A 22,012-nucleotide genomic window follows, 5' to 3' on the forward strand; every position below is an offset into this window, starting at 1 on the left:
GTCTGACACCACCCGAGCCAGGGTCCCGCAGGCATCTTTTCGGAAAATCCTTGGGCGGGCGAGTTCTCGGCGACTCTCTGGACCTTGCGCTATGAGGTGCTGGCCTATGCCGGTGCTGCGCTGATTTTCTTCTCTCCGCTGCCTTGGGGGCGGGGCGCTAAACTTTTCCTTTTTGTCGGAGTGACCGCCGCTTATTTGGTCGTCCGGTCCTTCTGGCCCGATGCGCCGGCCATGATCGAGAGCGGCCTGCGTCTGGCGTCGGCGTTCACTCTGGGCATGCTGGTTCATGTTTGGCGTGAAAAGATTCCGGTTCTTCCTTGGCCGACCCTAATTGTATTGCCGGTCTGGATTGCGTTGGGCAGTCATCCCTTGGCAGAGGTATTTCTCAACCTCACACTGGCGTCCATATTGTTTGCGGTCGCCTTTGCAGGGCTGGGGCGCTGGCCGACCGGCGCCCGCCTGCCCGACTGGTCCTATGGTATTTATATCTGGCATTATCCGGTCATGCAGGTGGTGCTGTACTGGTATCCAGCGGCGGACCCGCTGGAGGTCGCCATTTATTCAATTCCCGTTACGCTTTTGATTTCCGCCGCGTCCTGGTCCTGGATCGAGAAGCCCAGCTTGGCGGGCAAGGCTGGATTGGGCCGCTGGTTGGAGCTGGCTTTCAAGGGGATGCGGCCATCCCCCTGAGGCCGGCATGGTCAGTGGTGTGATAATTCGGCGTCAGCGATCTGGAACCCGTCCGCCGTATTCACGACGGTAATCATCAGGTGTGCACCTGGCCGGAAGAGATCGAAATCCACGGTCTCAGCTACAGAGAAGCGCATCGTCATGGCCGACATGCCCAGCTCGGTGAGAGCTTCATGACTGACGACAGCAGTGCGCCCATCAGCGTCTGCTGTCCGCACTTCCGCTGCAACCGTTGAGCTGGCCTCGGTTTGCGCGTGATGGTTTCCATCGTGGCCAGGCTGATCATGGTGGTCGACTGTGGTGAAAAACAGGGCAGACGCGGCAATAAGCGTGATCATGGGGTCTCTTTTCCGGGTTGACGAAGGGACGGCAGCATTACGCGCCAACTGGCGTCGCCCCTCACGTAGGTCATGTTAAACTGAACACGGCTTGAGCGGGCTTTCCGGATTTCGTTGTCTTTTTCGACGTGTAATCCGTAGCGGAGCACTCTCGGAGGAGGCTCGCCATTAGTCGGCCAGCTGGCAGATTTACGGAATGGGCAAGGGCCCGTTTCGCAATCTCAAGCCGCCACTCAGGAGTCTGTGCGGTTCTGGTGGAATGTGTTCGGCCCGATGTTCTCGGCACAGATCCGCAAGCGGCGGGTGGTCAGTCAGAAATTCTCGAATTGGGCGTGGCATATCGAAGCGGATTTCGTCGCAATCAAAGGCGCTACATGACCTCTGGCGCGTGGTCGACCACAAAGGTGAAGTTCTGGCGGCCTTTGTCAGCAAGCGCCGGGATCGCACGGCAGCATTGAAAATTTGCGCAAAGCGATGAAGCGATAGGGCATTCCCGATGTCGTCGTGACCAACCGGCTACGCTCCTATTGGGCAGCGAGGAAAGAAATCGGCGATGTTGGCCGCCCGGACACTGGCCGCTGGCTCAACAACCGGACGGAAAACTCGCACCTGCTCTTCAGCCGAGAAGAGAGAGCGATGGGCAAGTTTCGCAGCTTTGAGGTGCTCCAGAAATTCATCTCAGCCCGGTCCTCCGTCTACAACCACTTAATTACGAACGCCACATAAACCGCAGAGACGCATTCAAGGCGAACCGATCCTCGGCTCTAGTTGAATGGCGCCAACTCGCCCCCTGAGTTACGGGTGAAGGTCGAATCTGGAGACTGGTTGGCGTTTGTCTGACACCACCGCCACATATCTTTTGGAAATAGTAAGACAAACCAGCACCGCGCAAACTCCGCTATGTTTCCGCGCTTTCACGTATATGGGTGTTTAAGTGCTCGATTGCGGTCTCGCTGGCAGACCAGTGTTCGCGGAAGAGTCCGCTTTCGCCGAACAGGGCGCTTGCGATTCCCGTGTGCCCGGCGCTTTGCCATGTGCGAGCCAGTTGATCTCGCATCGGGTCATCGACTTCACCTGACGTGCCGCGCACATACAGGATCCAGCTGGCCAGCGCCTGCAGGATGGCTGGGCAGTCGCGTCCTGTCTCCTGGCGGGCTGACAAGGTGTCGAGCCAGCGTTGCGGGATTTTTTGTGATCCGTCCATTGCGATCTGGATCAGGCGATGGGGCAGCGCCGGATTGGAAAAGCGGGCTTCCAGCTCGTCGGCGTAGTGACGCAGGTCCTGACCAGGTGCCGGGTTGAAGCTGGTGGCGGCCTCCTCTCGCATCAGGCGGCTGGCGAGGCGGCCCACCTGCGGGTCAGCAATCGCCTCGGACACGAGACTCAGGCCCCTTGCCAGTCCGAGATAGGCAAGCGCGGAGTGGGCACCATTGAGCATGCGTAGTTTGGCCGTCTCGTAGGGCGCGACATCATTGACCAGCTGGGCGCCATGCTGCTCCCATCCTGGCCGGGACTCGACGAAGCTGTCCTCGATGATCCATTGGCTGAACGGTTCGGTGAATACGGCACCGGAATCCTCCACGCCGGATGTCTCGCTTAGCGCTCTGCGGTCTGCATCCGTGGTCGCCGGCACGATCCTGTCGACCATGGATGACGGGAAGCTGCAATTGTGTCGCGTCCAGTCCGCGAGTGCCGGATCGTACAGCTCCAGGAAGTCGTTGAGCGAGCGGGCGAGGCTCTTGCCATTGTTTGCCATGTTATCGCAGCTCAACAGGGTGAGACCGCCAGCGGACTCTCTCCAACGCCCGCGAAGGCCGGCGGCAAGATAGCCATATATTGTTGTCGGGCCCCGATGGGAGAGGTCGGCCGCGACAGCCGGAGCGTTCATGTCGAGCCCACCACCGGTGGATTGGTGGTAGGCTTTCTCGGTCACTGTCAGCGTGACAACCCGTGTGGCGGCTGAGGCGAGCGCGGCGACGACGGCCGCGGGGTTTTCCGGCGCGACCAGGACATTGGCGATCGCGCCAATCACCCGAACTTCCGGGGCGGCCTCGCTTTTCGTGCTGACCGAGTACAGGCCGTCCTGGGGAATGAGCTGGTCGTGGACGGAGCGGGTGCGCAATGAAACGCCCAGGATGCGCCAGTTGCGTTCTCCAGCATTCATCGCAGCATCGGTGTAAACCGCCTGATGGGCGCGATGGAATGCGCCAACTCCCAGGTGAACGATGCCGCAAGCCTGTTGCGACGGAACATAGTCGGGCCGCCGCACGAGGGATGGTAGATGGTCGAGTGTGGAATGGTTGAGTTTCATTGAGAAATGACACCGGTTACCTGCGTTAACATAACCAATGCTTGGCGGCCCGCAATGGGTCCGGACACGGCGAGGCAGCTTGCATGTGCGCCGATGTGGACTTGCGGGCGATGTGTGGTGTTGCGGTGCAGCAAGGAAAGTTTGAAAAAGAAATTGCCACCGGTGTCATTGTTGTGCAGCATGACCCCGATCCAAACTGGTCCGGTCGTGTTCAGTTTCAGCGTTCATTGGAACTGGATCGATCGAGACAAAAATGCTACCGGTGTCATAGCGAGTCGCCTGGCATTGCTTCGGGGTCGAAATATCACACGCGGACCGTAAAACGGCCGCTGCGGGGAGGAAATGATGAGACGTTCAAATATGCCGACGGGCAAGCTGCGCCTTCTGGCGGGTTGTGCCACCGCCAGCCTGGTGCTCGGGACAGCGCTAGGCTCTGCCGCGCAGGCGCAAGACAATGATGTGATTGTTGTCCAGGGGTTCCGGAGCAGCTTGGCTCAGGCGCTGGATGTGAAACGCGATTCAAACGGTGTGGTCGATGCGATCGTCGCGGAAGATATTGCGGCTTTTCCGGATCTGAACCTGGCTGAATCAATCCAGCGCATTCCAGGCATCTCGATCAATCGTGTCGCCGGTGAGGGGCGTCAGATTACGGTTCGTGGTCTTGGCGCTGATTTCACCCGCGTTCGCATCAACGGGATGGAAGCCCTGTCCACCACAGGTGGATCGGATGCTTCGGGCGGTTCCAACCGTGGTCGTGGTTTCGACTTCAATACATTCGCATCTGACCTCTTCAACCAGATCCGCGTCACCAAGACGACGTCGGCGTCGATGGAGGAGGGTTCACTCGGTGCCACCGTCGACCTGCGCACTGCGCGCCCGTTCGACTATGGTGAGGGTCTGACTGCCGCGTTCTCCGGTCAGCTTGGCTATAACAGCCTGTCCGAGGAAACGAGCCCGCGCATGGCCGGCCTGATGTCGTGGGTCAATCCCGACGAGACTTTCGGTGCCAATCTTTCGATCGCCTTCTCGGACCGCACAATCATTGAAGAGGGCTTCTCGACCGTTCGCTGGCAGGATGGCAATTTCCGTTCCGTCAACGGCGCCACGTGCCCGGCCGGTCCGGACTGTGCCAGCATCGACACCAACTCCCGAGTCTATCACCCGCGTATTCCGCGCTATGGTCGTCTGACCAATGAGCAGGAACGTCTCGGGATCACCGGCGGGCTGCAGTTCCGACCGAGCGAAAGCACGACGGTGTCACTCGACGCGCTGTACTCCAGCTTCGATGCGACCCGAACGGAAAACTTCCTCGAAGTCTTTTTCCGCAGCCAGGAAGGTCAGATCGACGTCAATACAGTGACGCTCGACACCGGCCTGAACATCATGGACTCGGGCACGTTCGATATCAGCGCCAATGCGAACGGGACACACCCGATCCGCTCAGAAGGCCGGTATGATGAACTGTCGACCGAGTTCACGCAGCTCACGTTGAATGTCGATCACGACTTCTCTGATCGGCTGCGCGGCAACTTCCTCGCCGGCACGGTGACGTCCGATTTCAACAATCCTGTGCAGACAACGATCTTGTTTGATGCGGTTGGTGATGTGACTGGCTATTCCTACGATTTCCGCGACAACATCAATACGCCGGCCATCGACTTCGGATCTCTCGACGTGACGGATCCCAGCCAGTTCGCCTTCACCGAAGTCCGTGATCGCCCGCAATCGGTGAGCAACAGCTTCGATACCTTCTCGGCCAGCCTTGAATTCGATGCCAACGAAACCTGGACATTGTCCGGTGGGTTGAACTTCAAGCAGTATGATTTCGAGAGCCGTGAAGCGCGTCGCGAAAGCACGAACGGGTCAATCGTTTGCGCCCTCCCGGGTGTTTCCTGCCCAGCCGGTGCAACCGGTTTGCCGATCACTTCGGGTCTGTTCACGACCTTGACCGGCTTTGGCAATGATCTGGGCATGCCCGTTGGAAATGACACGGCGTGGATTGTTCCGAACGTTCAGGCCGCTGCGACCGCCGCCGGTATCTACAATATTCCGGGCACGGTCCGGTCGGGCAATCAGCGCGCGGTGAGTGAGGAAGACCTTGGTGCCTTCTTCCAGGCCGACTTCAACGCCCAGCTTGGTGATATCCCGGTGCGCGGTGATGTCGGCATCCGCTATGTCGAGACGACGACCTCGGCGACCGGTCTGGTCAGCGGTACGGAAGTCACCGTCGAGCGAAGCTATGAAGACACACTTCCCTCGCTCAACCTGACCTTCGAGATGTCGGAGGACTTCCTGGTCCGCTTCGGTGTTGCCAAGGTAATGGCGCGTCCGTCCCTGGGTAATCTAACGCCTGGCGGCTCGTTGGACAGTTTCAATGGACCTCCCTTCCGTTACAATGCGGGCAACCCGGGTCTCGACCCTTATCGTGCGACCACCTATGACGCGTCGTTCGAGTGGTATTTCGACAACGAAGCCCTCTTCGCTGTCAGCCTCTTCTACAAGGATGTGTCGAGCTTCTTCACTTCCTCCCAGTCGGTCGAAGTTGCGTACAGCCAGTCTGGTCTGCCCGCCAACCTTCCGCCGGCGTCGAGCCCGCTGTTCAACCTGATCCAGGCCGGTGGTGACCCGCTTGTCGAGATCAGCCAAGTCTCAAATGGTGGCAGTGCCTCTGTTCAGGGCTTCGAAGTGGCCTACCAACAGCCCTTCACCTTCCTGCCAGAGCCGTTCCACAACTTCGGCTTCCAGGGCAACTACACCTATGTTGACAGTGACGAAATCATCGGCTTCTCGCCGAATGCCTACAACGCCACTCTCTACTATGAGAATGAGCGGTTCTCGGCACGGATCTCTTCGGCCTATCGTGATGCCTATGTCACGCGACGGGCAAGCTCGAGCACGGGCCGGGACGAGCGGGGCGTGGACTCCAGCTTCAACCTCGACTTTGCCTCGTCCTACATGGTCAATGACATGATCGATCTCACCTTCGAGGCGATCAATCTGACCGACGAATTCGAGCAGCAGATCTATGATGTCGGCAGTCTGCCGAACGTCTATCACCACACAGGAACCGAGTTCCTGTTTGGTATTCGCGCCACTTTCTGATCGGCGGGAGTATCCGAACTCAGTACGGCCCGGCGCAGTTTCGACTGCGCCGGGCCTTGTTGTTTGCGGCGGAGGTTGGAATGGGGAAATGGTTGTTTTCGGCGCTGGCCGTGATCTCGGTGGCTTTTGTTGGTCCATCCGCAGCCGCGCAACATCGGGAGCCGGAAGCACAGTTTGTCATCTGGGGACACCAGAGCGCGCCAGGCACTGCTGAGATAGAATCCTGCCTCGAAGAGCTGATCATAGAGCGATCCGGGACGCCCGATCGAATTCGCGACCGCTATGCCGTCGGCATCACGCGACCACGCTTGCTTGTCTTCCAGCCTGAACATCCGAACGGCGCAGCGCTGCTCATGCTACCGGGGGGCGGCTATCAGCGTGTGGTGATCGACAAGGAGGGGATCGAGAGCGCGGAGCGGTTCAATCGGGCCGGCGTGACCGTGTTTATCCTGCTCTACCGTTTGCCCGCTGAAGGGCATGAGCAGGGGCATAATGTTCCATTGCAGGATGCCCAAAGGGCCCTGCGCTTGATCCGGTATGGCGCCGTTGACCCGAACATCGATCCGGAGCGGGTTGGTGTCATTGGATTCTCGGCTGGCGGCCATCTGGCGGGAACGCTGGCGACCCGCTTTGATGCCGGTGTTCACGCCCAGCGCGATGACGTCGATGAAATCTCGGCGCGCCCGGATTTTGCCGTGTTGGTCTATCCGGTCACCCGAATGAGTGGGCCGGCCGTCCATGCGGGATCGCGGGACCGGTTGATCGGCGCTCAACCGGATGCCGCCACCGTGGCAGTTCATGATCTGGTTGCAGCAGCCCGGTCCGACGCTCCGCCCCTTTTTCTGCTCCATGCCATGGACGATGTGGCGGTGCCGGTCGAGAATTCACTCGACGTGTTTGCTGCCAATCGTGCACTTGGCGTACCGGTCGAAATGCATGTGTTCGCTGAAGGCGGGCACGGTTTCGGCATCCGCTTCGCCGAAGGCTTGCCTGTCGGCGCCTGGCCGGACTTGGTGCTGGCCTGGATGGCGCGTGGTGGTTTCCTGACCGACTAGCCGTCAGGTTCCCGGTTGGACGTAGGGTACGCTGGCAAACAGTTCCCGCTCGGCACCGCGCGGGTCATTCTCCATCCGCGGCGGCCAGTCAAAGATCATCGTCTCGCGGTTTGGCAGCGTATAGCGCGACCAGTCCGGCAGGGCGGCATGGTGCGGCGTGCCGGTGCGGGCGAGGGCAATGAAGGCTTCGCTCATCAGCGCCGCCATGTTGCGGGCCGTCTCGCCATTGCCGGGCAAGGCGCCTTCGACAGCCGTATTGTCGAAGACCAGCGGAATGTCGAAAGTGTGCGGGGCGTAGGGATTGCCGAAGTCGAGCTGGTAGACCCAGGTCGGTGTGTCGACCTTGGCCCGTTCCTCGGCTTCAATGACCGCGCCGCGCCAGGAGCGGGCGGCGGTGGTTGCGGCGTAGAAAATCTCCTCCGCCGAACGCTCAGGATAGAGTTCGCGATAGCGGGCAATCACCGTTTCCGGCCGGATATCCACCCGCATGTTCGGGATCAGCAATTCCTGCAGGTCATCCCAGTCGAGGTTTTCGTATTGCGGGCCGCGCAGGAAGGCGCGGGTCTCGTCACGGGTATTGCCGATGATCATCGGGATGTGGCGCGATTGCGGGGCCACGTCCGGGTAGAAGGGGTGGCGGGGCAGGACGACATCATCGCGCACCGGGCCGAAATAGACGCGGCCATAGGGCAGCACCGGATCATCGACGCCCAATCCCTCGACCAGTGCCTCCATCGGCAGGTCGAGCACATCATGGGCGTGCGCGTCGTCCAGGCCCAAACCGGCCAGATAGGCGCGGGCCCGGGCGGTCGCATTGGCCGGACCGGACGCGGTGACCTGCTGGCCGCTCATGGTGGCGGCGCTGTGGAACAGGCCGTCGGCGACCGGGGTGGCCATCAGGCTGGCGATCTTGGCGCCGCCGCCGGACTGGCCGAACACCATGACACGGCCCGGATCGCCGCCAAAGCGGGCGGCATTGTCGCGCACCCATTCCAATGCCAGCACAAGATCCAGCTGACCGGCATTGCCCGAGGACGCAAAATCCGGCCCGAGCAGGCGTTGCAGGTAGAGATAGCCAAAGGCGTTGAGCCGATGATTGACCGTCACCACCACCACATCGCCGCGCTGGCACAGCCGTGTGCCGTCATAGAGCGGTGAGGAGCCGGATCCCGCCGCATAGGCGCCGCCGTGGAAATAAACCATCACCGGTCGAGCCGCATCGCCTTCCAGGCCGGGCGTCCACACATTCAGGAAGAGGCAATCTTCCGACTGGTTGGCTTCATTGCGGCCCTGCGGCGAGGCGCTGCCATAGCCGGTTGCGTCGAGCGTGTCGGTCCAGGCATCCGGACGGGCCGGCGCTCGAAAGCGTGTGCGGGCGGTGTCGGCACCATAGCGTACGCCCAGGAAGCGGTTGATACCGTCCTCGATCGTGCCGCGTACCGGTCCGTTGGTGGTGGTGACCACAGGGTCGCTGCGCTGGGCATAACCCGAGCCGGTTGCCAATACGCTGCCCGCGGCACCGGCGGCGGCCAGGAGGGTGCGTCGGTTGAGGTGAGGGCTCATCGGATCACTCCTGCATCATTGTCGTGGATCGCCCGTTCGATCTCGTCCAGGCGCGCCATCGAGGCGTCGCCCGGCGTTGTCATGGCGAGGGCACCGTGCGCGGCACCGTATTCGACCGCCTCGGCGGGTGTCTTTCCGGCCATCAAGGCCCAGCAGACCCCTGAAGCAAAGGCATCGCCGCCGCCCACACGGTCGAGAATGTCCAATCCGGGCCGCTCGCGCGAGGCATGGAATGCACCGTCGGCATGGAGGATGGCCGACCAGTCATTGGTGTTGGCGGAATGGGCGGTGCGGCAGGTAGTGGCCACCACGCGCAGATTGGGAAAATCGGCGACGGCGCTCTCGATTGCGGCGCGTGGGTCGCCACCCGACGGGGCGCTGCCGAGACCCTCGGCCCCGAACAAGACGTCGACATGGGGCGCGATCGCGCGATTGAGATCGCGGGCCGCCGCGGAGCCACCCCGTGAGGCCCACAGCGAGGCCCGGTAATTGAGATCAAAGGAGACGACCGCGCCATGCGCACGGGCGGCCCTGATGGCCTCGACAGTCACCTCGGCGGTGGTCTCGCTCAGCGCTGCAAAGATGCCGCCGGTGTGGAACCAGCGCACGCCTTGTGTCCCGAACACCTTGTCCCAGTCGACCTCGCCCGGCCTGATGCCGGAGGCGGCGCTGTGACCACGATCGGAAACCCCGCGTGCGGAACGGAGCCCGAAGCCGCGCTCGACAAAATTGAGACCGACCCGGCTTTCCCGTCCAATGCCATCGAAATCCCGCCACAGAATGTGCGAGGTGTCGACGCCGCCCTGGCTGATGCAGTCCTCGACCAACCAGCCGACATCATTCCTGGGAAGGGCCGTGACAATGGTCGACGACAGGCCGAAGCACTTGCTGGCGGCGCGGGCCAGATTGTACTCGCCGCCCCCCTCCCAGACCTGGAACTGGCGGGTATTGCGGACGCGACCCTCGCCCGGGTCGAGGCGCAACATGACTTCACCGAGAGCGGCGATGTCCCAGCGCGTTGATCCGGCGGGTTTGATGGGCAGGAAGCTGTGGGTCATGGGGTCCGCGTCAGAGCGTTACGCCGCCCTTCCACAGGGCGATCTGGCGTTCATCATAGAGTTCGTTGCGGGCGCGCTTGCCGCCGGCGACGTCGAGGATGGCGTGCCACAGGCGATCTGTGGCCGCATCGATCGGCTCGCCGTCGAGGATTGGACCGGCATCGAAATCGATCCAGTTCGGCTTGCGCTCGGCCAGGTCCGACCGGGTCGCAAGTTTTAACGTGGGTACCATGGTGCCCAGCGGCGTACCCCGACCTGTCGTGAACAGGATGAGAGTGGCTCCGGCTGCAGCCATCGCTGTGGTCGAGACGGCGTCATTTCCGGGCGCTTCAAGCAAGCTCAGGCCGGCGCGGCGCAAACGGTCGCCATAGCCAAGAACGTCGGTCACCGGTGCGCTGCCGGCTTTTTGAACCCCGCCCAGAGACTTCTCCTCGAGCGTGGTGATCCCGCCCTCGATATTGCCCGGTGAGGGGTTGGCATGCACCGCTTCGCCATGGCCGATGAAGTAGCGTTTGAAGCGGTTCATCATCGCGCCGATCGCGCCGTGGACTTCGCTGGAGACCGCTCGCTCCATCAGGATGTGCTCGGCGCCGAACATTTCGGGCACCTCGGTCAGGATGGTGCTGCCACCGGCACTGTCCAGCCTGTCCGTGATGCGCCCGAGCAGCGGATTGGCGGTGAGACCGGAGAAGGCGTCCGAGCCTCCGCATTTCAGGCCGATGACAAGGTCAGAAACGGGGCAGGGCTCACGACGGTCCTCGGTTGCCATATGGTTGGCGATCTCCACGACAGCCGAGATGCCGGCGTCCAGCTCGTCGCCGGCGTCCTGGCAGGCAAAGGCGCGGACGCGCAGCGGGTCGGCGTCCGGCATGGCGTCAAGCAGGGCACGATACTGGTTGGACTCACATCCCAGGCCGACGAGCAAGACGCCACCGGCATTCGGGTTCTGGGCAAGGCCGGCCAGGATGGCGCGGGTGTTGGCGAGGTCATCGCCAAGCTGCGAGCAACCAAAGGGATGGGTTATGGCATGGACGCCATCAACCTGACCGCGGACCTGGTTGGCGGCCATGCGGGCAATGCGTTCGACGGTGCGATTGACGCAGCCCACCATGGCGATCACCCAGATTTCATTCCGGATCCCAACGCGCCCGTCAAAGCGGCGATAGCCCATGAACGTGTCGGCTGCGGCTGGCGGGTCGCGCCTGGCTTCGGGCGTGACGCCCGTCTGGGCGTATCGCACTTCGCCGCTCAGCGTTGTGTCCAGGTTATGGCTGTGGACATGGGCGCCGGCGGCGATGTCGTGGCGGGCCCGACCGATGACGGCACCGTACTTGATGACCGGGCTGCCCGCTTCGATGGCCGTCAGCGCGAATTTGTGGCCAAGCGGAATGTCGTCGACCAGGCACGGCATGTCCGGTCCGGGGCGCCTGCCGGCCGGCAAGGCTGCAATTGCGACGCCCACCCGGTCGTCGGGATGGACGACCAGGCCTTTTGCGGCGGCTATTTTCTCGGCGACACTCATGATGTCTCTCACCCTTGCTGGTCTCAATGGTAACCGGTGTCATTTTTTGCGGAAAGGGAAAACTTCATGGCCGGTGAAAACATCGCTGAAGTGCATGACAAGCAAGGAGATGTCCTGTAGTGGACATTCGGTGGAATAGTGGCCGCCAGGGGATGGCGCAGATGACCGACGGCGAAAAACCGGCCGAGCCGAAGGGCGAAAAAAGCCTTCGCGACGAGTTCGTGGATCGACGACCGACGATCAATGATGTGGCTCGGCTGACCGGCGTCTCCAAGAAAACGGTGTCGCGGGTCATCAACAAGTCCCCGGCGGTCAAGGAGAACACGCGTGAGGAAATCCTGCGTGTCATGCATGAGATCGGCTACGCGCCGGATCCGCAGGCGCGTGGATTGGCCTTCCGGCGCTCTTTCCTGATCGGCATGATCTACGACAACCCGAACCCGCAATATGTCGTCAACATGCAGCAGGGCCTGCTCGACGGCATGCGCGGAACCGGATTTGAGCTGGTTGTGCACCCGTGCGACCGGGCCAGTGAAACCTTCCTCGTCGACGTCCGAAACTTCGTCGAGCGCCAGAAGCTGTACGGCGTGATCCTGACCCCGTCCGTATCCGAGGATGAACGCGTGCCGCCTATCCTGCGCCAGATCGGTTGCGAGTTCATTCGTATCGCCTCGGTCTCGCTCGATGAGCCGGAGCACATGATCGTCTCGCATGACCATCTCGGCGGCGCGGCCGCCGGGCGGCACCTGGCCGGCCTGGGGCACACGCGGATCGGATTCATTTCCGGTCGCGACAGCTTCCGTTCTTCGCACGAGCGGCGTCGCGGACTGGAGGAGGCTTTGGTGGAACGAGGTCTGACCCTGGACGAGGATCTGGTTGCTTCCGGGGCCTACACCTTCGAGTCGGGCTTTGAGTGCGCCCTGGACCTGCTGCAGCGACCAAAGAGTCCGACAGCCATCTTTGCGGCCAATGATGAAATGGCCGCCGGTGTCCTGCAGGCTGCCAGGACTCTTGATATCCGGGTTCCCGATGCGCTTTCGGTCGTGGGCTATGACAATTTCCAGCTCGCCGAGCGCTTGTGGCCGCGCCTGACAACGGTGCACACGCCGACGCGCGAGATCGGCCGGCGGGCCTCGACCAAGCTGATCAATCCCGTGCCGGCGGTCGAGGTCGAGCGTGAGGACCCGCGCGCCCTGCCCAGTCTTGTGATCCGGGACACCACCGCGCCCCCAATCTGACGTCGACTGGATACCAAGCGATAAAACCGACTGATTTCGCCGGCTCAACTCTGGTTGCAGTTCTCAATGACACCGGTTACCTTTGCCGACCAATCCGCCAATGACAGGTCGCTCCAGTCGATGCCAACGCCGTCTTTTTTCCATGAGGATCGATTGTTTCCCGCCGAGGCGGCCGTTCGCGGTATTGCCCGGGAACTGCATGCCTCGGTGCGTGACCTGCCCATCATTTCTCCGCACGGACACACTGACCCGCGCTGGTTTGCCTCGAATGAAGCCTTCGAGAACCCGACAGCTTTGTTGCTGGCCCCGGATCATTATGTGTTCCGCATGCTCTACAGCCAGGGCATCCGGCTGGCCGATCTGGCAATCCCGGACCGGAACGGCGTGCCGGCCACGGATCCGCGGGCGGCCTGGCGCCTGTTTGCCGAAAACTTCCACCTCTTCCGTGGCACACCATCCTCGATCTGGCTGAGCCATGTCCTGGTCAAGGTCTTCGGTGTCGAGGACCGTCTGGACGGGAATACGGCTGATGCGGCCTATGACACTATTGATGCCGCCCTCAAGAGGCCGGACTTTCGGCCCCGCGCCCTGTACGACCGGTTCAATATCGAACTGATCGCCACCACGGAATCGCCGGTCGACACGCTTGATCATCACCACAGCATTGCCGCTTCGGACTGGTCCGGCAGGGTCATCACAGCCTATCGGCCCGATTGTGTGATCGATGCCGACCATGAGGATTTCCATGCCTCGTTGGAAGCCTTTGGGGACATCACCGGCGAGGATGTTTCTCGTTGGGACGGCTATCTCGCGGCTCATCGCCAGCGCCGGGTCGATTTTATGGCCGCCGGAGCAACCTCGACCGACCATGGCCATCCGACAGCCCGCACCGCTGATCTCGATCGCGGTGAGGCAGAGGCCCTGTTTGATCGCATCGTCAGCCAAAAGCAAAGGGACGGCGACGCCGAGCTCTTCCGCGCCCAGATGCTGACCGAAATGGCAGCGATGAGCCTGGAGGACGGTCTGGTCATGCAGATACATCCCGGCTCGTTCCGCAATCACAACAGCCCGCTTTTCGCTTCGCATGGTCGCGACAAGGGGGCCGATATCCCGACCCGGACCGACTATGTCGAGGCCTTGCGCCCGCTGCTCAACCGTTTTGGCAATGAGCCCGACTTCGGCTGCATCGTCTTCACGCTCGACGAGACGAGCTATGCGCGCGAACTGGCGCCGCTGGCCGGTCATTATCCCGCCCTCAAGCTGGGCCCGGCCTGGTGGTTCCACGACAGTCCGGAAGGCATGATGCGCTTTCGCGAGCAGACCACCGAGACCGCCGGCTTCTACAACACGGTCGGCTTCAACGATGACACCCGTGCCTTCCTGTCCATCCCGGCCCGTCACGATGTGGCGCGTCGGGTGGACTGCGCCTTTCTCGCCCGTCTGGTCGCCGAGCACCGGCTCGGTCTTGACGAGGCCCACGAAACCGCCCGCGACCTCGCCTACAATCTGGCGAAACGCGCCTACAAGCTCGACGCACAAAACTGAAACAGGACAACGCCATGAAAATCGCGCTCATCATCGAAAACAGCCAGGCCGCCAAGAGCGGAATCGTCCAGGACGCCCTGACCTCCGTGGCAGAGCCGCTGGGCCATCAGGTGCACCACTACGGCATGTACACGCCCGAGGACAAAGCCTCGCTCACCTATCCGATGAATGGCCTGCTGGCCGGCCTCCTTCTCAATTCGAAGGCGGCTGACTTTGTGGTCACCGGTTGCGGCACCGGCGTCGGATCCAACCTCGCCTGTAACGCCATGCCGGGTGTATTCTGTGGCCTCGTCGTCGATCCGACTGACGCCTTCCTGTTCGGCCAGATCAATGACGGCAATGCGATCTCTATGCCCTTTGCCAAGGGCTTTGGCTGGGCTGCCGAGCTCAATCTGCAGGATTGCTTCCGCAAGCTGTTCGAAAACGAGCGCGGCGCCGGCTATCCCAAGGAGCGCGCCGCCGTCATGGCCAAGAATCGCGGCATTGTGGCGGAGCTCAAAGCTGCCTCATGCCACGACATGCTGACCGTGCTCAAATCCGTCGACCAGGACCTGTTGAAGGCCGCGATCGCTGGTGAGCGCTTCCAGGAGTATTTCTTCGCCAATTGTCAGGACGAGGCGATCGCCGCTTATATCCGCACCGTGCTGGCGTCCTAGGCGCTGGCCTGGCCAACGAGTCCGAAACGGAGAGATCCATGAGCCTTTCATTCAACCTCGACGGCAAGGTTGCGCTGGTGACCGGCGGCAATACCGGGCTGGGTCAGGCAATGGCCATCGCCCTGGCCCAGGCAGGAGCCGACATTGTCGTGGCCGGTCGCTCCAGTGCGGCCGAAACCGGCGAAGCGGTCGAATCCGCCGGCCGGAAATTCTACGAAATCAAGGCCGACTTTTCTGATCCGTCCTGTGTTGAGGGTGTGGTGGCCACGACGGTCGAGCAGGCCGGCCGGATCGATATCCTGGTCAACAATGCCGGCATCATCAAACGCAATGACGCGCTCGATTTCACCCAGGATGACTGGGACAGCGTCATGGATGTCAATATCAAGTCGGCCTTCTTCCTGTGCCAGGCGGCGGCGAAGCGTATGGTGGCTCAAGGCAGTGGCAAGATCATCAATATTGCCTCCATGCTGTCCTTCCAGGGCGGTATCCGGGTGGCGTCCTATACCTCCTCCAAGAGTGCGATTGCCGGCCTGACCAAGCTTCTGGCCAATGAGTGGGCCGCAAAAGGCATCAATGTGAATGCCATCGCACCCGGCTATTTCGCCACCAACAACACGGCTGCCCTGCAGGCTGATCCTGACCGTAACGAACAGATTCTCGGCCGTATCCCGGCCGGGCGCTGGGGCGACCCGTCGGATATTGGCGGCGCCGCCGTCTTCCTGTCATCCGCGGCGGCTGACTACGTCCACGGCACGGTACTGGCCGTCGATGGTGGCTGGCTCGCCCGCTAGTCCAACAACTCCCGAACCTTCCCTCCGGCCGGCCCTTCGGGGTCGGCTTTTTTTTGCGGAAAGCCCGCCTGAACTCAGACCTTATCCCCGCTGCGCACCGCTTTCCTTCTCCCTTGGGAGAAGGTGGCCGGAGGCCGGATGAGGGGGGGAACACCTGCACTCACCGGGATTTACCCCTCACCCTGACCCTCTCCCAAGGGAGAGGGAAAGTGCGCGCCAGCATAAAATCCAGGAAACTTATCCTCCCCCCTTATCCGCCATGGGACACTGCCCTTGGTTTTCGGGACGGGAGGCGCGAGCTCAGTCACTTGTGCCCGGGAACGAGCGGAGCCTGTCCGCGCTTTGGATGTGACACCCCAAAGCTCCGGCAGGGCGTGCGATCAGGTCCAGGGGCACTAAACGACCGACCCTCAGTACCTGGCGCATTGGAATCGGGGGCGAGAGCGTCCGGGAAAACTCCGCGAGCGGGATGCTTGTCGAAGCCTACCGTAATTAAAACAGCGCTTTATCGGCTCCGGCTGACATCCCGCTCCCTCCCATCCTTCGGCGCATTTTGCGTGCGAAGTCGAGAAGGTGTGTCCTACCGCATCAGATTGACCAAGCCCATGGTCACCGATGGCACATAGGTCACCACCATCAGGGCGACGAAGAGGGCGCCATAGAAGGGCCAGATCGTCTTGACGGTTTCCTCGACCTTCACCTTGCCGATGGCGGCGCCAACGAAGAGGACTGATCCGACTGGCGGGGTGACCAGTCCAATACCAAGATTCAGCATCATGATGACACCGAACTGGACGGGATCCATGCCCAGTCCGACCACGATGGGCAGGAAAATGGGCGTGGTGATCACGATCAGCGGTGACATGTCCATGAAGGTGCCCAGCACGAGCAGTATCAGATTGATGATCAGCAGGATCAGGATCGGATTGTCGGTCACCGTGGTGATCAGGTTGGCCAGTTGCGTAGGGGCTTCCAGCAGGGCCAGCATCCAGCCGAAGCCAGAGGCGGAGCCAATGATCAACAGGACCATGGCTGTTGTCTTCACGGCCTGGATGGCGGCATCAAGGAAGGCCCGCGGGCCCATCGAGCGGTAGAGCAGGGCAGCGACGGCGACCGTGTAAAGGACGGCGACGGCTGAGGATTCGGTCGCCGTGAACAGGCCGCCCAGGACACCGCCGACGATGATGATGGCGGTAAACAGGCCGGGCAGAGCCATGATGAAGGCGCGCAGGAAGGCCATCCAGCCCGGGAACTCGCCCTTGGGATAACCCCGCTTCACGGCAACCAGCCAGGCCGCGACCATCAAGGTCGCGCCGGTCAGGATCCCGGGCACAATCCCGCCGACGAAAAGCTCGCCGATCGACACGCCGACACCGGCTGCGGCCGCATAGATGATCATGTTGTGCGAGGGCGGGATCAACAGGCCACACACGGCCGAGGTCGAGGTCACATTGACGGCATAATCGGCGTCATAGCCACGCTCGCGCATCATTGGCATCAAGGTTGAACCCATGGCCGACACGCTGGCGATAGCCGAACCCGAGACCGCCCCGAACAGCATCGAGGCGCCGACATCCACCTGCCCCAGGCCGCCGCGGGAACGTCCGAAAGCCGCTTCGGCGACACGCACAAGGCGCTCGGCTATGCCGGACCGGTGCATGAGCTCGCCGGCGAAGACGAAGAAGGGGATGGCCATCAGCGAGAAAATGCTCATCCCGCCCGCCATGCGCTGGAAGACGGCGATGGCCGGCATGTCCATCATGAAGAAGGTGACCAGGGTCGCGCCAAGCAGTGAAAAGGCAACCGGAACGCCAATGATCAACAGGAAAACGAGGACGCCGAGGAGAACTGATAATTCCATGGTTCAGGACTCCGCGTCGCCGGCGATAGCCGGATTGAGTTGTTCAAGAAAGTTCTCCAGCGCGAACAGGGCGATCAATACGCCGCTGATCGGCAGTGGCAGATAGGCAAAGCCGCGTGAGATCCCGAGCGTCGGAATGGTGTGCTCCCAGGTCCTCATGATGAGTTCACCGCCCCAGAAAGCCATGGCCGCGCCAACCAGGGCGACGATGAGGTGGGACACAAGCTGCAGCCGGTTCGGCCATCGGCCGGGCAGGCTGTCGGCGAAGGCGGAAATCCGGATGTGGAAGCCTTCCTTGACCCCGGCCGCGGCGGCGAAGCTGACAAACCAGATCATCAGGACAAGTGAGGCCTGTTCCGACCAGGACGGGCTGGCATTGAGTACATAGCGGGCGAACACCTGCCAGCCGATGATCAGCGTCATAACGGCCAAGCCGATACCACCGAGCATCAGCAATGAGCGGCTGGCGAAGCTGAGAAGATTGGCAAAAACACGCATCAGGCCGCTCCCCCCAGATTTCGGATGTCCTCGACCAGGCGGCGTTGGACATCGGTGACCACGAAACGGTCCCAGACGCCTTCCATAAGGTTGGAGAAGGCTGCGATGTCGCCGATCTCATTGGCCTCGACACCGGATGCCAGCACCCGTTCACGGGAATCGGCAACACGGGCATCCCAGAGCTCACGCATGACCGGTACGCTGTCCCGCGCGGCTTGCTGGAAAATCGCCTGGTCTTCACCGGACAGGCGATCCCAGCGGTGTTTCGACATCACCAGGATTTCCGGCGCCATGACATGCCGGGTGAGGCTGTAGTACTGCGCCGCCTCGAAATGTCTGGCCGATTCATAGGACGGCCAGTTGTTTTCAGCGCCATCGATCACGCCCTGGACCAGGCCCTGATAGACTTCGCCCAGAGCCATGGGCGTCGGATTGGCGCCCAGCGCCTCGACCATGCCGACATAAAGATCGGAGTTCTGCACCCGGATCTTCATGCCGCGAATATCATCCGGCTCGTTGATGGGGTGACGGGTGTTGTAAAAGCTGCGGGCGCCACTGTCGTAGAAGCACAGGCCGACCAGGCCGTGTGGACGCAGCGCATCGAGGATTGTCTGGCCAGGCGCGCCATCCAGCGAGGCGCGCATGTGGTCGATCGAACTGAACAGGAAGGGCAGGCTGGGCACGATCGTCTCATTGGCGATCGAATTGAGCGGTGCCAGGTTGACCCGGTTGAGGTCGAGCGCGCCGAACACGGTCAGTTCCAGCGTATCGCGTTCGGACCCCAGCTGGGCGCCGGCGAAAATCTTCACGCGCTGGCGTCCGCCGGTCCGTTCCTCGACCATGCGGGCCATGGCTTCAACGCCCTGGACCGTCGGATAGTCGGCGACATGGGCGTCGGCGGAATAGAGGGGCCGGTCGGCTTGCCCACAACCGGCCACAGCGGCAGCGGCCCCCGTCGCGATGAGGTGTCTGCGATTGATCATGATCCCTCCCCAGGGTCAGGTCCGTTGCGGCTACTCGACGAGTCCGTTCAGCCAGTCCTCAAGTTCAGTATAGCCGTTGCCATCATTGTCGCGCGAGCCGTCTTCCCGATCGTGAGGGTCGAGGCCCCGCGCGTTTTCCCACGCGTCCGGCATGCCATCCCCATCGCTATCGGTGCGCGGTGCCTCGGAGGGCAGGTCGGGCCAGCCGCCGACCTCTGCTTCGGATGAAATGATCTGCCCGGTCCCGTTGATCACGTCATCGATGATGCGTTGGTCGGCGGAATCCCGCCAGAGCGACGCCCCAACGTCCTCCAGCACGGCTGCATAGGCCTCGTCGGCGCTGTCAGTGCGGATAAAGTCAGCCTCATAAGGCTCGTCAACCCAGCTCAGATCATGGGCCGCAGAGCGCAACATCGGACGCTGGTCACGCAGTTCGTGGTCCATCGTATTGCCCGAGAAATGGGCGCGCCCTGTGGTGTTGCGCATGTAGAAAATGACCGGTCCCAGCGTCTGCGGTCCCTGGACATAGGCATTGTTGATGAAGTTGTAGCGGGCGACTGAGGCCGGATCGAGATCGGTTCCGGCAGCATGGTGGTAATCCGTGTTCTCGCGGCCATAGAGCGGATCCTGGTTGAGGCCCATCTGGGTCGACGGGTCAAAATCGGCACTCGCCGGCACCCAGTCCCAGAAATCGGTCTCGGCACCATGGCCCCAATTGTAGAAAACATTGTTGCGGAAATCGAGGAAGAGGCCGTCCGGATCCGCGAATGGCGTCGCATAATTGCCGATGCGCGGCATGCGCGAATTATGGTTGGCCCAAAGATTGTGATGCCAGGAATAGCGGGCGCCATTGTTTCCGCGGATCAGGCTGCCATAGGCGCGGTCGCCCTTCTCGTGGCCGGCCTGGTAGAGGCCTTCGGCCATGATTGACCACTGCACGGTCAGATTGGTCAGGTGTTTCTGGCCCGGCGTTCCGCGATAGCTCTGCGATGAGGACAGGGTCTCGTCAATCGCCCAGCTGGTCGAGACATGGTCGAGAATGATGTCCGACCCGCCAACAATCGAGATGGCATCATCTTCGACATGGCTCTCGCCGCCAATGCGGGAGCGGATGTAGCGGATGATGACGTGGTTGGCGTGGACCTGGAGCGGATAGTCGCGCAGGGCGATGCCGGCACCGGGAGCCGATTGGCCGGCAATGGTGATGTGGTCGTTCAGGATCCGCAGCGGGCTTTCCAGCTGGATCGTCCCGGAGACGGCGAAGACAATCGTTCGTGGGCCGTCGGCCTCGACGCCTTCGCGCAACGAGCCCGGACCGGCGTCGCCCAGATGGGTCACCGTGTAGACATCGCCGCCACGACCGCCGCGGCTGAAACGGCCAAACCCGTCCGCACCGGGAAAGGCGATCTGGTCGGAAACGGCCGTTTCAGGCGCCGCCGAAGCAGAAAAATTTGACGTCAGGTCGCCAATGTGACCGCAACCAGTGGCCATGGCGCAAACGCCAACGAGCAAAGCGCTTCTGATCATGTCTGTCTCCTCCCCGGCAGTCCGGATTTATCCGAGAGCGCCGTCATTTCGTGCCGCAGATTGTTGCTTGCGGCTTGATCTTGAGGGAATACCGTGAAAAATGACACCGGTTTCCTTGTTGGGAACCGTAACCAATATCGAGAGTGGCGCAAGCCCCTTCGTCAGAGTAACTCGCCGGCCGACAAGGCGAGAAAAATCAGGGAAAATCGACTTGACGCCAAACCAGAAAAACATTTCCGCGGCCTTTGTCGACGCGCGCCAAGCCGCGCTCGGATTGAGTGCCTATCCAGGCAAACTTCCGGCGACGCTCGCGGAAGGCTATGCCGTCCAGGACGTGTCGATCGCCCGTTGGCCGGATGTTGTTGGAGGCTGGAAAATCGGCCTGGTCCCGCCGGCGTTTCGCGGCTCGGTCGGAGCCGAACGACTGGTAGGTCCGATCTTTTCAGATCTGATCCGCGGGCATGTTGATGGTGAGGTCCATACGATGCCGGTTTTCGCCGATGGCTTTGCCGCGATCGAGGCCGAGTTCATTTTCGTACTCGCTGAGGCGGTGCCTGTGGGTACGGAAATTACGCCCGAACTGGCACGCCGTGTTGCCGGAAAGCTGCACGTGGGTGTTGAGATCGCGTCGAGCCCCTTTCCGGGTATCAATGAACTCGGTCCAATCTGCGTTGTGACCGATTTCGGCAATAATTTCGGTCTGATCGTTGGGCCGGAGGTCACTGACTGGCAGTCACGCTCCTGGTCGGACATGCCCGCGTCAGTAACCATCAACGGGACCCGGGTCGGAGCGACTACGGCCGCATCTCTGCCGGGTGGCCCGATTGGAGCGCTGGAATTCACACTACGATTGATGCAGACGCGCGGCATAGCTCTGGAAGCGGGTAGTCATATTTCAACCGGGGCGGTCACCGGGGTTCACGAAGCCCATGCCGCCGACAACAGCCGCGTCGATTTTGGCCCTTGGGGCGAGATCGACCTGACACTGACCGCACTCGAACCCGGCTGGGGCCGAGCCAGGCTTAGCGCGGGTTGAACCGGATGGTGCGCACACCACTGGCCTGGCCGTCGGACAAACGAGTCCGCTCCGCATCTGTCTTTTGGAGCCGCCACATATCTTCTTGAAATATTTAAATGAAATGGCACCGCGCAATTCCCGCGGTGGTTCCGTGCCTTCGCGGAATTTTCCCTGCATGGAGACCGGGAGGATTGGGCGATCCGGGCGCGATATAGCCCACTGGCAGTGTCAGATAAAACGCGGCCTGAGCGCG

Annotated in this window: 18 protein-coding genes and 1 pseudogene; 9 read left to right on the forward strand and 10 right to left on the reverse strand. The window is 61.8% G+C overall.

Annotation, left to right across the window (positions count from 1 at the left end):
- Nucleotides 1–33: 33 nt before the first annotated feature.
- Nucleotides 34–690 (forward strand): acyltransferase family protein, encoded by a 657-nt coding sequence (locus MMAR10_RS01140; RefSeq protein WP_324602947.1) that lies wholly within the window; start codon nucleotides 34–36, stop codon nucleotides 688–690.
- An 11-nt stretch (nucleotides 691–701) separates the two neighbouring features.
- Here MMAR10_RS01140 and MMAR10_RS01145 read toward each other — a convergent pair whose 3' ends face one another.
- Complete coding sequence (locus MMAR10_RS01145; RefSeq protein WP_011642163.1) at nucleotides 702–1,028, reverse strand: copper-binding protein; 327 nt, start codon at nucleotides 1,026–1,028, stop codon at nucleotides 702–704.
- A gap of 231 nt (nucleotides 1,029–1,259) precedes the next feature.
- Here MMAR10_RS01145 and MMAR10_RS17280 point away from each other — a divergent pair.
- A pseudogene (locus MMAR10_RS17280) lies at nucleotides 1,260–1,822 on the forward strand (IS6 family transposase); the annotation flags it as partial.
- Nucleotides 1,823–1,926: 104 nt separating this feature from the next.
- Here the strand turns inward: MMAR10_RS17280 and MMAR10_RS01160 are convergent.
- Both MMAR10_RS01160 and MMAR10_RS01165 read right to left on the reverse strand, forming a co-directional pair.
- Complete coding sequence (locus tag MMAR10_RS01160; protein WP_011642164.1) at nucleotides 1,927–3,339, reverse strand: mannitol dehydrogenase family protein; 1,413 nt, start codon at nucleotides 3,337–3,339, stop codon at nucleotides 1,927–1,929.
- Nucleotides 3,336–3,521, reverse strand: coding sequence for a hypothetical protein (locus tag MMAR10_RS01165; RefSeq protein WP_041636679.1), 186 nt, complete (start codon nucleotides 3,519–3,521; stop codon nucleotides 3,336–3,338). Before MMAR10_RS01165 ends, MMAR10_RS01160 begins: the two co-directional genes overlap by 4 nt.
- A 163-nt stretch (nucleotides 3,522–3,684) precedes the next feature.
- On the opposite strand from MMAR10_RS01165, the gene MMAR10_RS01170 reads away from it, so the two are divergent.
- Both MMAR10_RS01170 and MMAR10_RS01175 read left to right on the forward strand, forming a co-directional pair.
- Nucleotides 3,685–6,441, forward strand: a complete 2,757-nt coding sequence (locus MMAR10_RS01170) for a TonB-dependent receptor (RefSeq protein WP_011642165.1) — start codon at nucleotides 3,685–3,687, stop codon at nucleotides 6,439–6,441.
- Nucleotides 6,442–6,521: 80 nt separating this feature from the next.
- Nucleotides 6,522–7,496: an alpha/beta hydrolase gene (locus tag MMAR10_RS01175; protein ID WP_011642166.1), complete on the forward strand. Its 975-nt coding sequence runs from the start codon at nucleotides 6,522–6,524 to the stop codon at nucleotides 7,494–7,496.
- A gap of 3 nt (nucleotides 7,497–7,499) precedes the next feature.
- Here the strand turns inward: MMAR10_RS01175 and MMAR10_RS01180 are convergent, their stop codons facing one another.
- Genes MMAR10_RS01180 through MMAR10_RS01190 form a run of 3 tightly spaced genes read right to left on the reverse strand, consistent with a single transcriptional unit; the run spans nucleotide 7,500 to nucleotide 11,639 of the window.
- Nucleotides 7,500–9,059 carry a carboxylesterase/lipase family protein gene (locus MMAR10_RS01180; protein WP_011642167.1) on the reverse strand — a complete coding sequence of 520 codons (1,560 nt, stop codon included), beginning with the start codon at nucleotides 9,057–9,059 and terminating at the stop codon, nucleotides 7,500–7,502.
- Nucleotides 9,056–10,117 (reverse strand): sugar kinase, encoded by a 1,062-nt coding sequence (locus MMAR10_RS01185; protein WP_011642168.1) that lies wholly within the window; start codon nucleotides 10,115–10,117, stop codon nucleotides 9,056–9,058. The genes MMAR10_RS01180 and MMAR10_RS01185 overlap by 4 nt, the downstream gene beginning before the upstream one ends.
- Nucleotides 10,118–10,127: 10 nt before the next feature.
- Nucleotides 10,128–11,639, reverse strand: coding sequence for a UxaA family hydrolase (locus MMAR10_RS01190; protein WP_011642169.1), 1,512 nt, complete (start codon nucleotides 11,637–11,639; stop codon nucleotides 10,128–10,130).
- Between the two features lie 161 nt (nucleotides 11,640–11,800).
- On the opposite strand from MMAR10_RS01190, the gene MMAR10_RS01195 reads away from it, so the two are divergent.
- From MMAR10_RS01195 to kduD, 4 genes are all read left to right on the forward strand, one after another.
- On the forward strand, nucleotides 11,801–12,877 hold the full coding sequence (locus MMAR10_RS01195; RefSeq protein WP_011642170.1) for a LacI family DNA-binding transcriptional regulator: 1,077 nt from the start codon (nucleotides 11,801–11,803) through the stop codon (nucleotides 12,875–12,877).
- 120 nt (nucleotides 12,878–12,997) lie between these two features.
- Nucleotides 12,998–14,422, forward strand: a complete 1,425-nt coding sequence (uxaC, locus tag MMAR10_RS01200; protein ID WP_041637142.1) for a glucuronate isomerase — start codon at nucleotides 12,998–13,000, stop codon at nucleotides 14,420–14,422.
- A 14-nt stretch (nucleotides 14,423–14,436) separates the two neighbouring features.
- A complete protein-coding gene (locus tag MMAR10_RS01205; RefSeq protein WP_011642172.1) occupies nucleotides 14,437–15,078 on the forward strand; it encodes an RpiB/LacA/LacB family sugar-phosphate isomerase in 642 nt (213 codons plus the stop codon).
- Nucleotides 15,079–15,116: 38 nt separating this feature from the next.
- Nucleotides 15,117–15,872, forward strand: coding sequence for a 2-dehydro-3-deoxy-D-gluconate 5-dehydrogenase KduD (gene kduD, locus MMAR10_RS01210; protein ID WP_011642173.1), 756 nt, complete (start codon nucleotides 15,117–15,119; stop codon nucleotides 15,870–15,872).
- A 580-nt stretch (nucleotides 15,873–16,452) separates the two neighbouring features.
- Here kduD and MMAR10_RS01215 read toward each other — a convergent pair.
- The 4 genes from MMAR10_RS01215 to MMAR10_RS01230 are packed head-to-tail and all read right to left on the reverse strand — an operon-like array spanning nucleotide 16,453 to nucleotide 20,741.
- A complete protein-coding gene (locus tag MMAR10_RS01215) occupies nucleotides 16,453–17,733 on the reverse strand; it encodes a TRAP transporter large permease (RefSeq protein ID WP_011642174.1) in 1,281 nt (426 codons plus the stop codon).
- A gap of 3 nt (nucleotides 17,734–17,736) precedes the next feature.
- A complete protein-coding gene (locus tag MMAR10_RS01220; protein WP_011642175.1) occupies nucleotides 17,737–18,231 on the reverse strand; it encodes a TRAP transporter small permease in 495 nt (164 codons plus the stop codon).
- Nucleotides 18,231–19,214 (reverse strand): TRAP transporter substrate-binding protein, encoded by a 984-nt coding sequence (locus MMAR10_RS01225; RefSeq protein ID WP_011642176.1) that lies wholly within the window; start codon nucleotides 19,212–19,214, stop codon nucleotides 18,231–18,233. The genes MMAR10_RS01220 and MMAR10_RS01225 overlap by 1 nt, the downstream gene beginning before the upstream one ends.
- 30 nt (nucleotides 19,215–19,244) lie before the next feature.
- Nucleotides 19,245–20,741: a hypothetical protein gene (locus tag MMAR10_RS01230; protein ID WP_011642177.1), complete on the reverse strand. Its 1,497-nt coding sequence runs from the start codon at nucleotides 20,739–20,741 to the stop codon at nucleotides 19,245–19,247.
- A 211-nt stretch (nucleotides 20,742–20,952) separates the two neighbouring features.
- Here MMAR10_RS01230 and MMAR10_RS01235 point away from each other — a divergent pair, with 211 nt between their 5' ends.
- On the forward strand, nucleotides 20,953–21,777 hold the full coding sequence (locus tag MMAR10_RS01235; RefSeq protein WP_041636680.1) for a 2-keto-4-pentenoate hydratase: 825 nt from the start codon (nucleotides 20,953–20,955) through the stop codon (nucleotides 21,775–21,777).
- Nucleotides 21,778–22,012 lie beyond the last annotated feature (235 nt).

Origin of the sequence: Maricaulis maris MCS10 (assembly GCF_000014745.1) — a bacterium.
Lineage (GTDB): Bacteria > Pseudomonadota > Alphaproteobacteria > Caulobacterales > Maricaulaceae > Maricaulis > Maricaulis maris_A.

Coding starts and splice junctions, on each gene's coding strand:
- MMAR10_RS01145 (WP_011642163.1), bottom strand. CDS start 1,028: ATGATCACGCTTATTGCCGCGTCTGCCCTGTTTTTCACCACAGTCGAC.
- MMAR10_RS01160 (WP_011642164.1), bottom strand. CDS start 3,339: ATGAAACTCAACCATTCCACACTCGACCATCTACCATCCCTCGTGCGG.
- MMAR10_RS01165 (WP_041636679.1), bottom strand. CDS start 3,521: ATGCTGCACAACAATGACACCGGTGGCAATTTCTTTTTCAAACTTTCC.
- MMAR10_RS01170 (WP_011642165.1), top strand. CDS start 3,685: ATGAGACGTTCAAATATGCCGACGGGCAAGCTGCGCCTTCTGGCGGGT.
- MMAR10_RS01175 (WP_011642166.1), top strand. CDS start 6,522: ATGGGGAAATGGTTGTTTTCGGCGCTGGCCGTGATCTCGGTGGCTTTT.
- MMAR10_RS01180 (WP_011642167.1), bottom strand. CDS start 9,059: ATGAGCCCTCACCTCAACCGACGCACCCTCCTGGCCGCCGCCGGTGCC.
- MMAR10_RS01185 (WP_011642168.1), bottom strand. CDS start 10,117: ATGACCCACAGCTTCCTGCCCATCAAACCCGCCGGATCAACGCGCTGG.
- MMAR10_RS01190 (WP_011642169.1), bottom strand. CDS start 11,639: ATGAGTGTCGCCGAGAAAATAGCCGCCGCAAAAGGCCTGGTCGTCCAT.
- MMAR10_RS01195 (WP_011642170.1), top strand. CDS start 11,801: ATGACCGACGGCGAAAAACCGGCCGAGCCGAAGGGCGAAAAAAGCCTT.
- uxaC (WP_041637142.1), top strand. CDS start 12,998: ATGCCAACGCCGTCTTTTTTCCATGAGGATCGATTGTTTCCCGCCGAG.
- MMAR10_RS01205 (WP_011642172.1), top strand. CDS start 14,437: ATGAAAATCGCGCTCATCATCGAAAACAGCCAGGCCGCCAAGAGCGGA.
- kduD (WP_011642173.1), top strand. CDS start 15,117: ATGAGCCTTTCATTCAACCTCGACGGCAAGGTTGCGCTGGTGACCGGC.
- MMAR10_RS01215 (WP_011642174.1), bottom strand. CDS start 17,733: ATGGAATTATCAGTTCTCCTCGGCGTCCTCGTTTTCCTGTTGATCATT.
- MMAR10_RS01220 (WP_011642175.1), bottom strand. CDS start 18,231: ATGCGTGTTTTTGCCAATCTTCTCAGCTTCGCCAGCCGCTCATTGCTG.
- MMAR10_RS01225 (WP_011642176.1), bottom strand. CDS start 19,214: ATGATCAATCGCAGACACCTCATCGCGACGGGGGCCGCTGCCGCTGTG.
- MMAR10_RS01230 (WP_011642177.1), bottom strand. CDS start 20,741: ATGATCAGAAGCGCTTTGCTCGTTGGCGTTTGCGCCATGGCCACTGGT.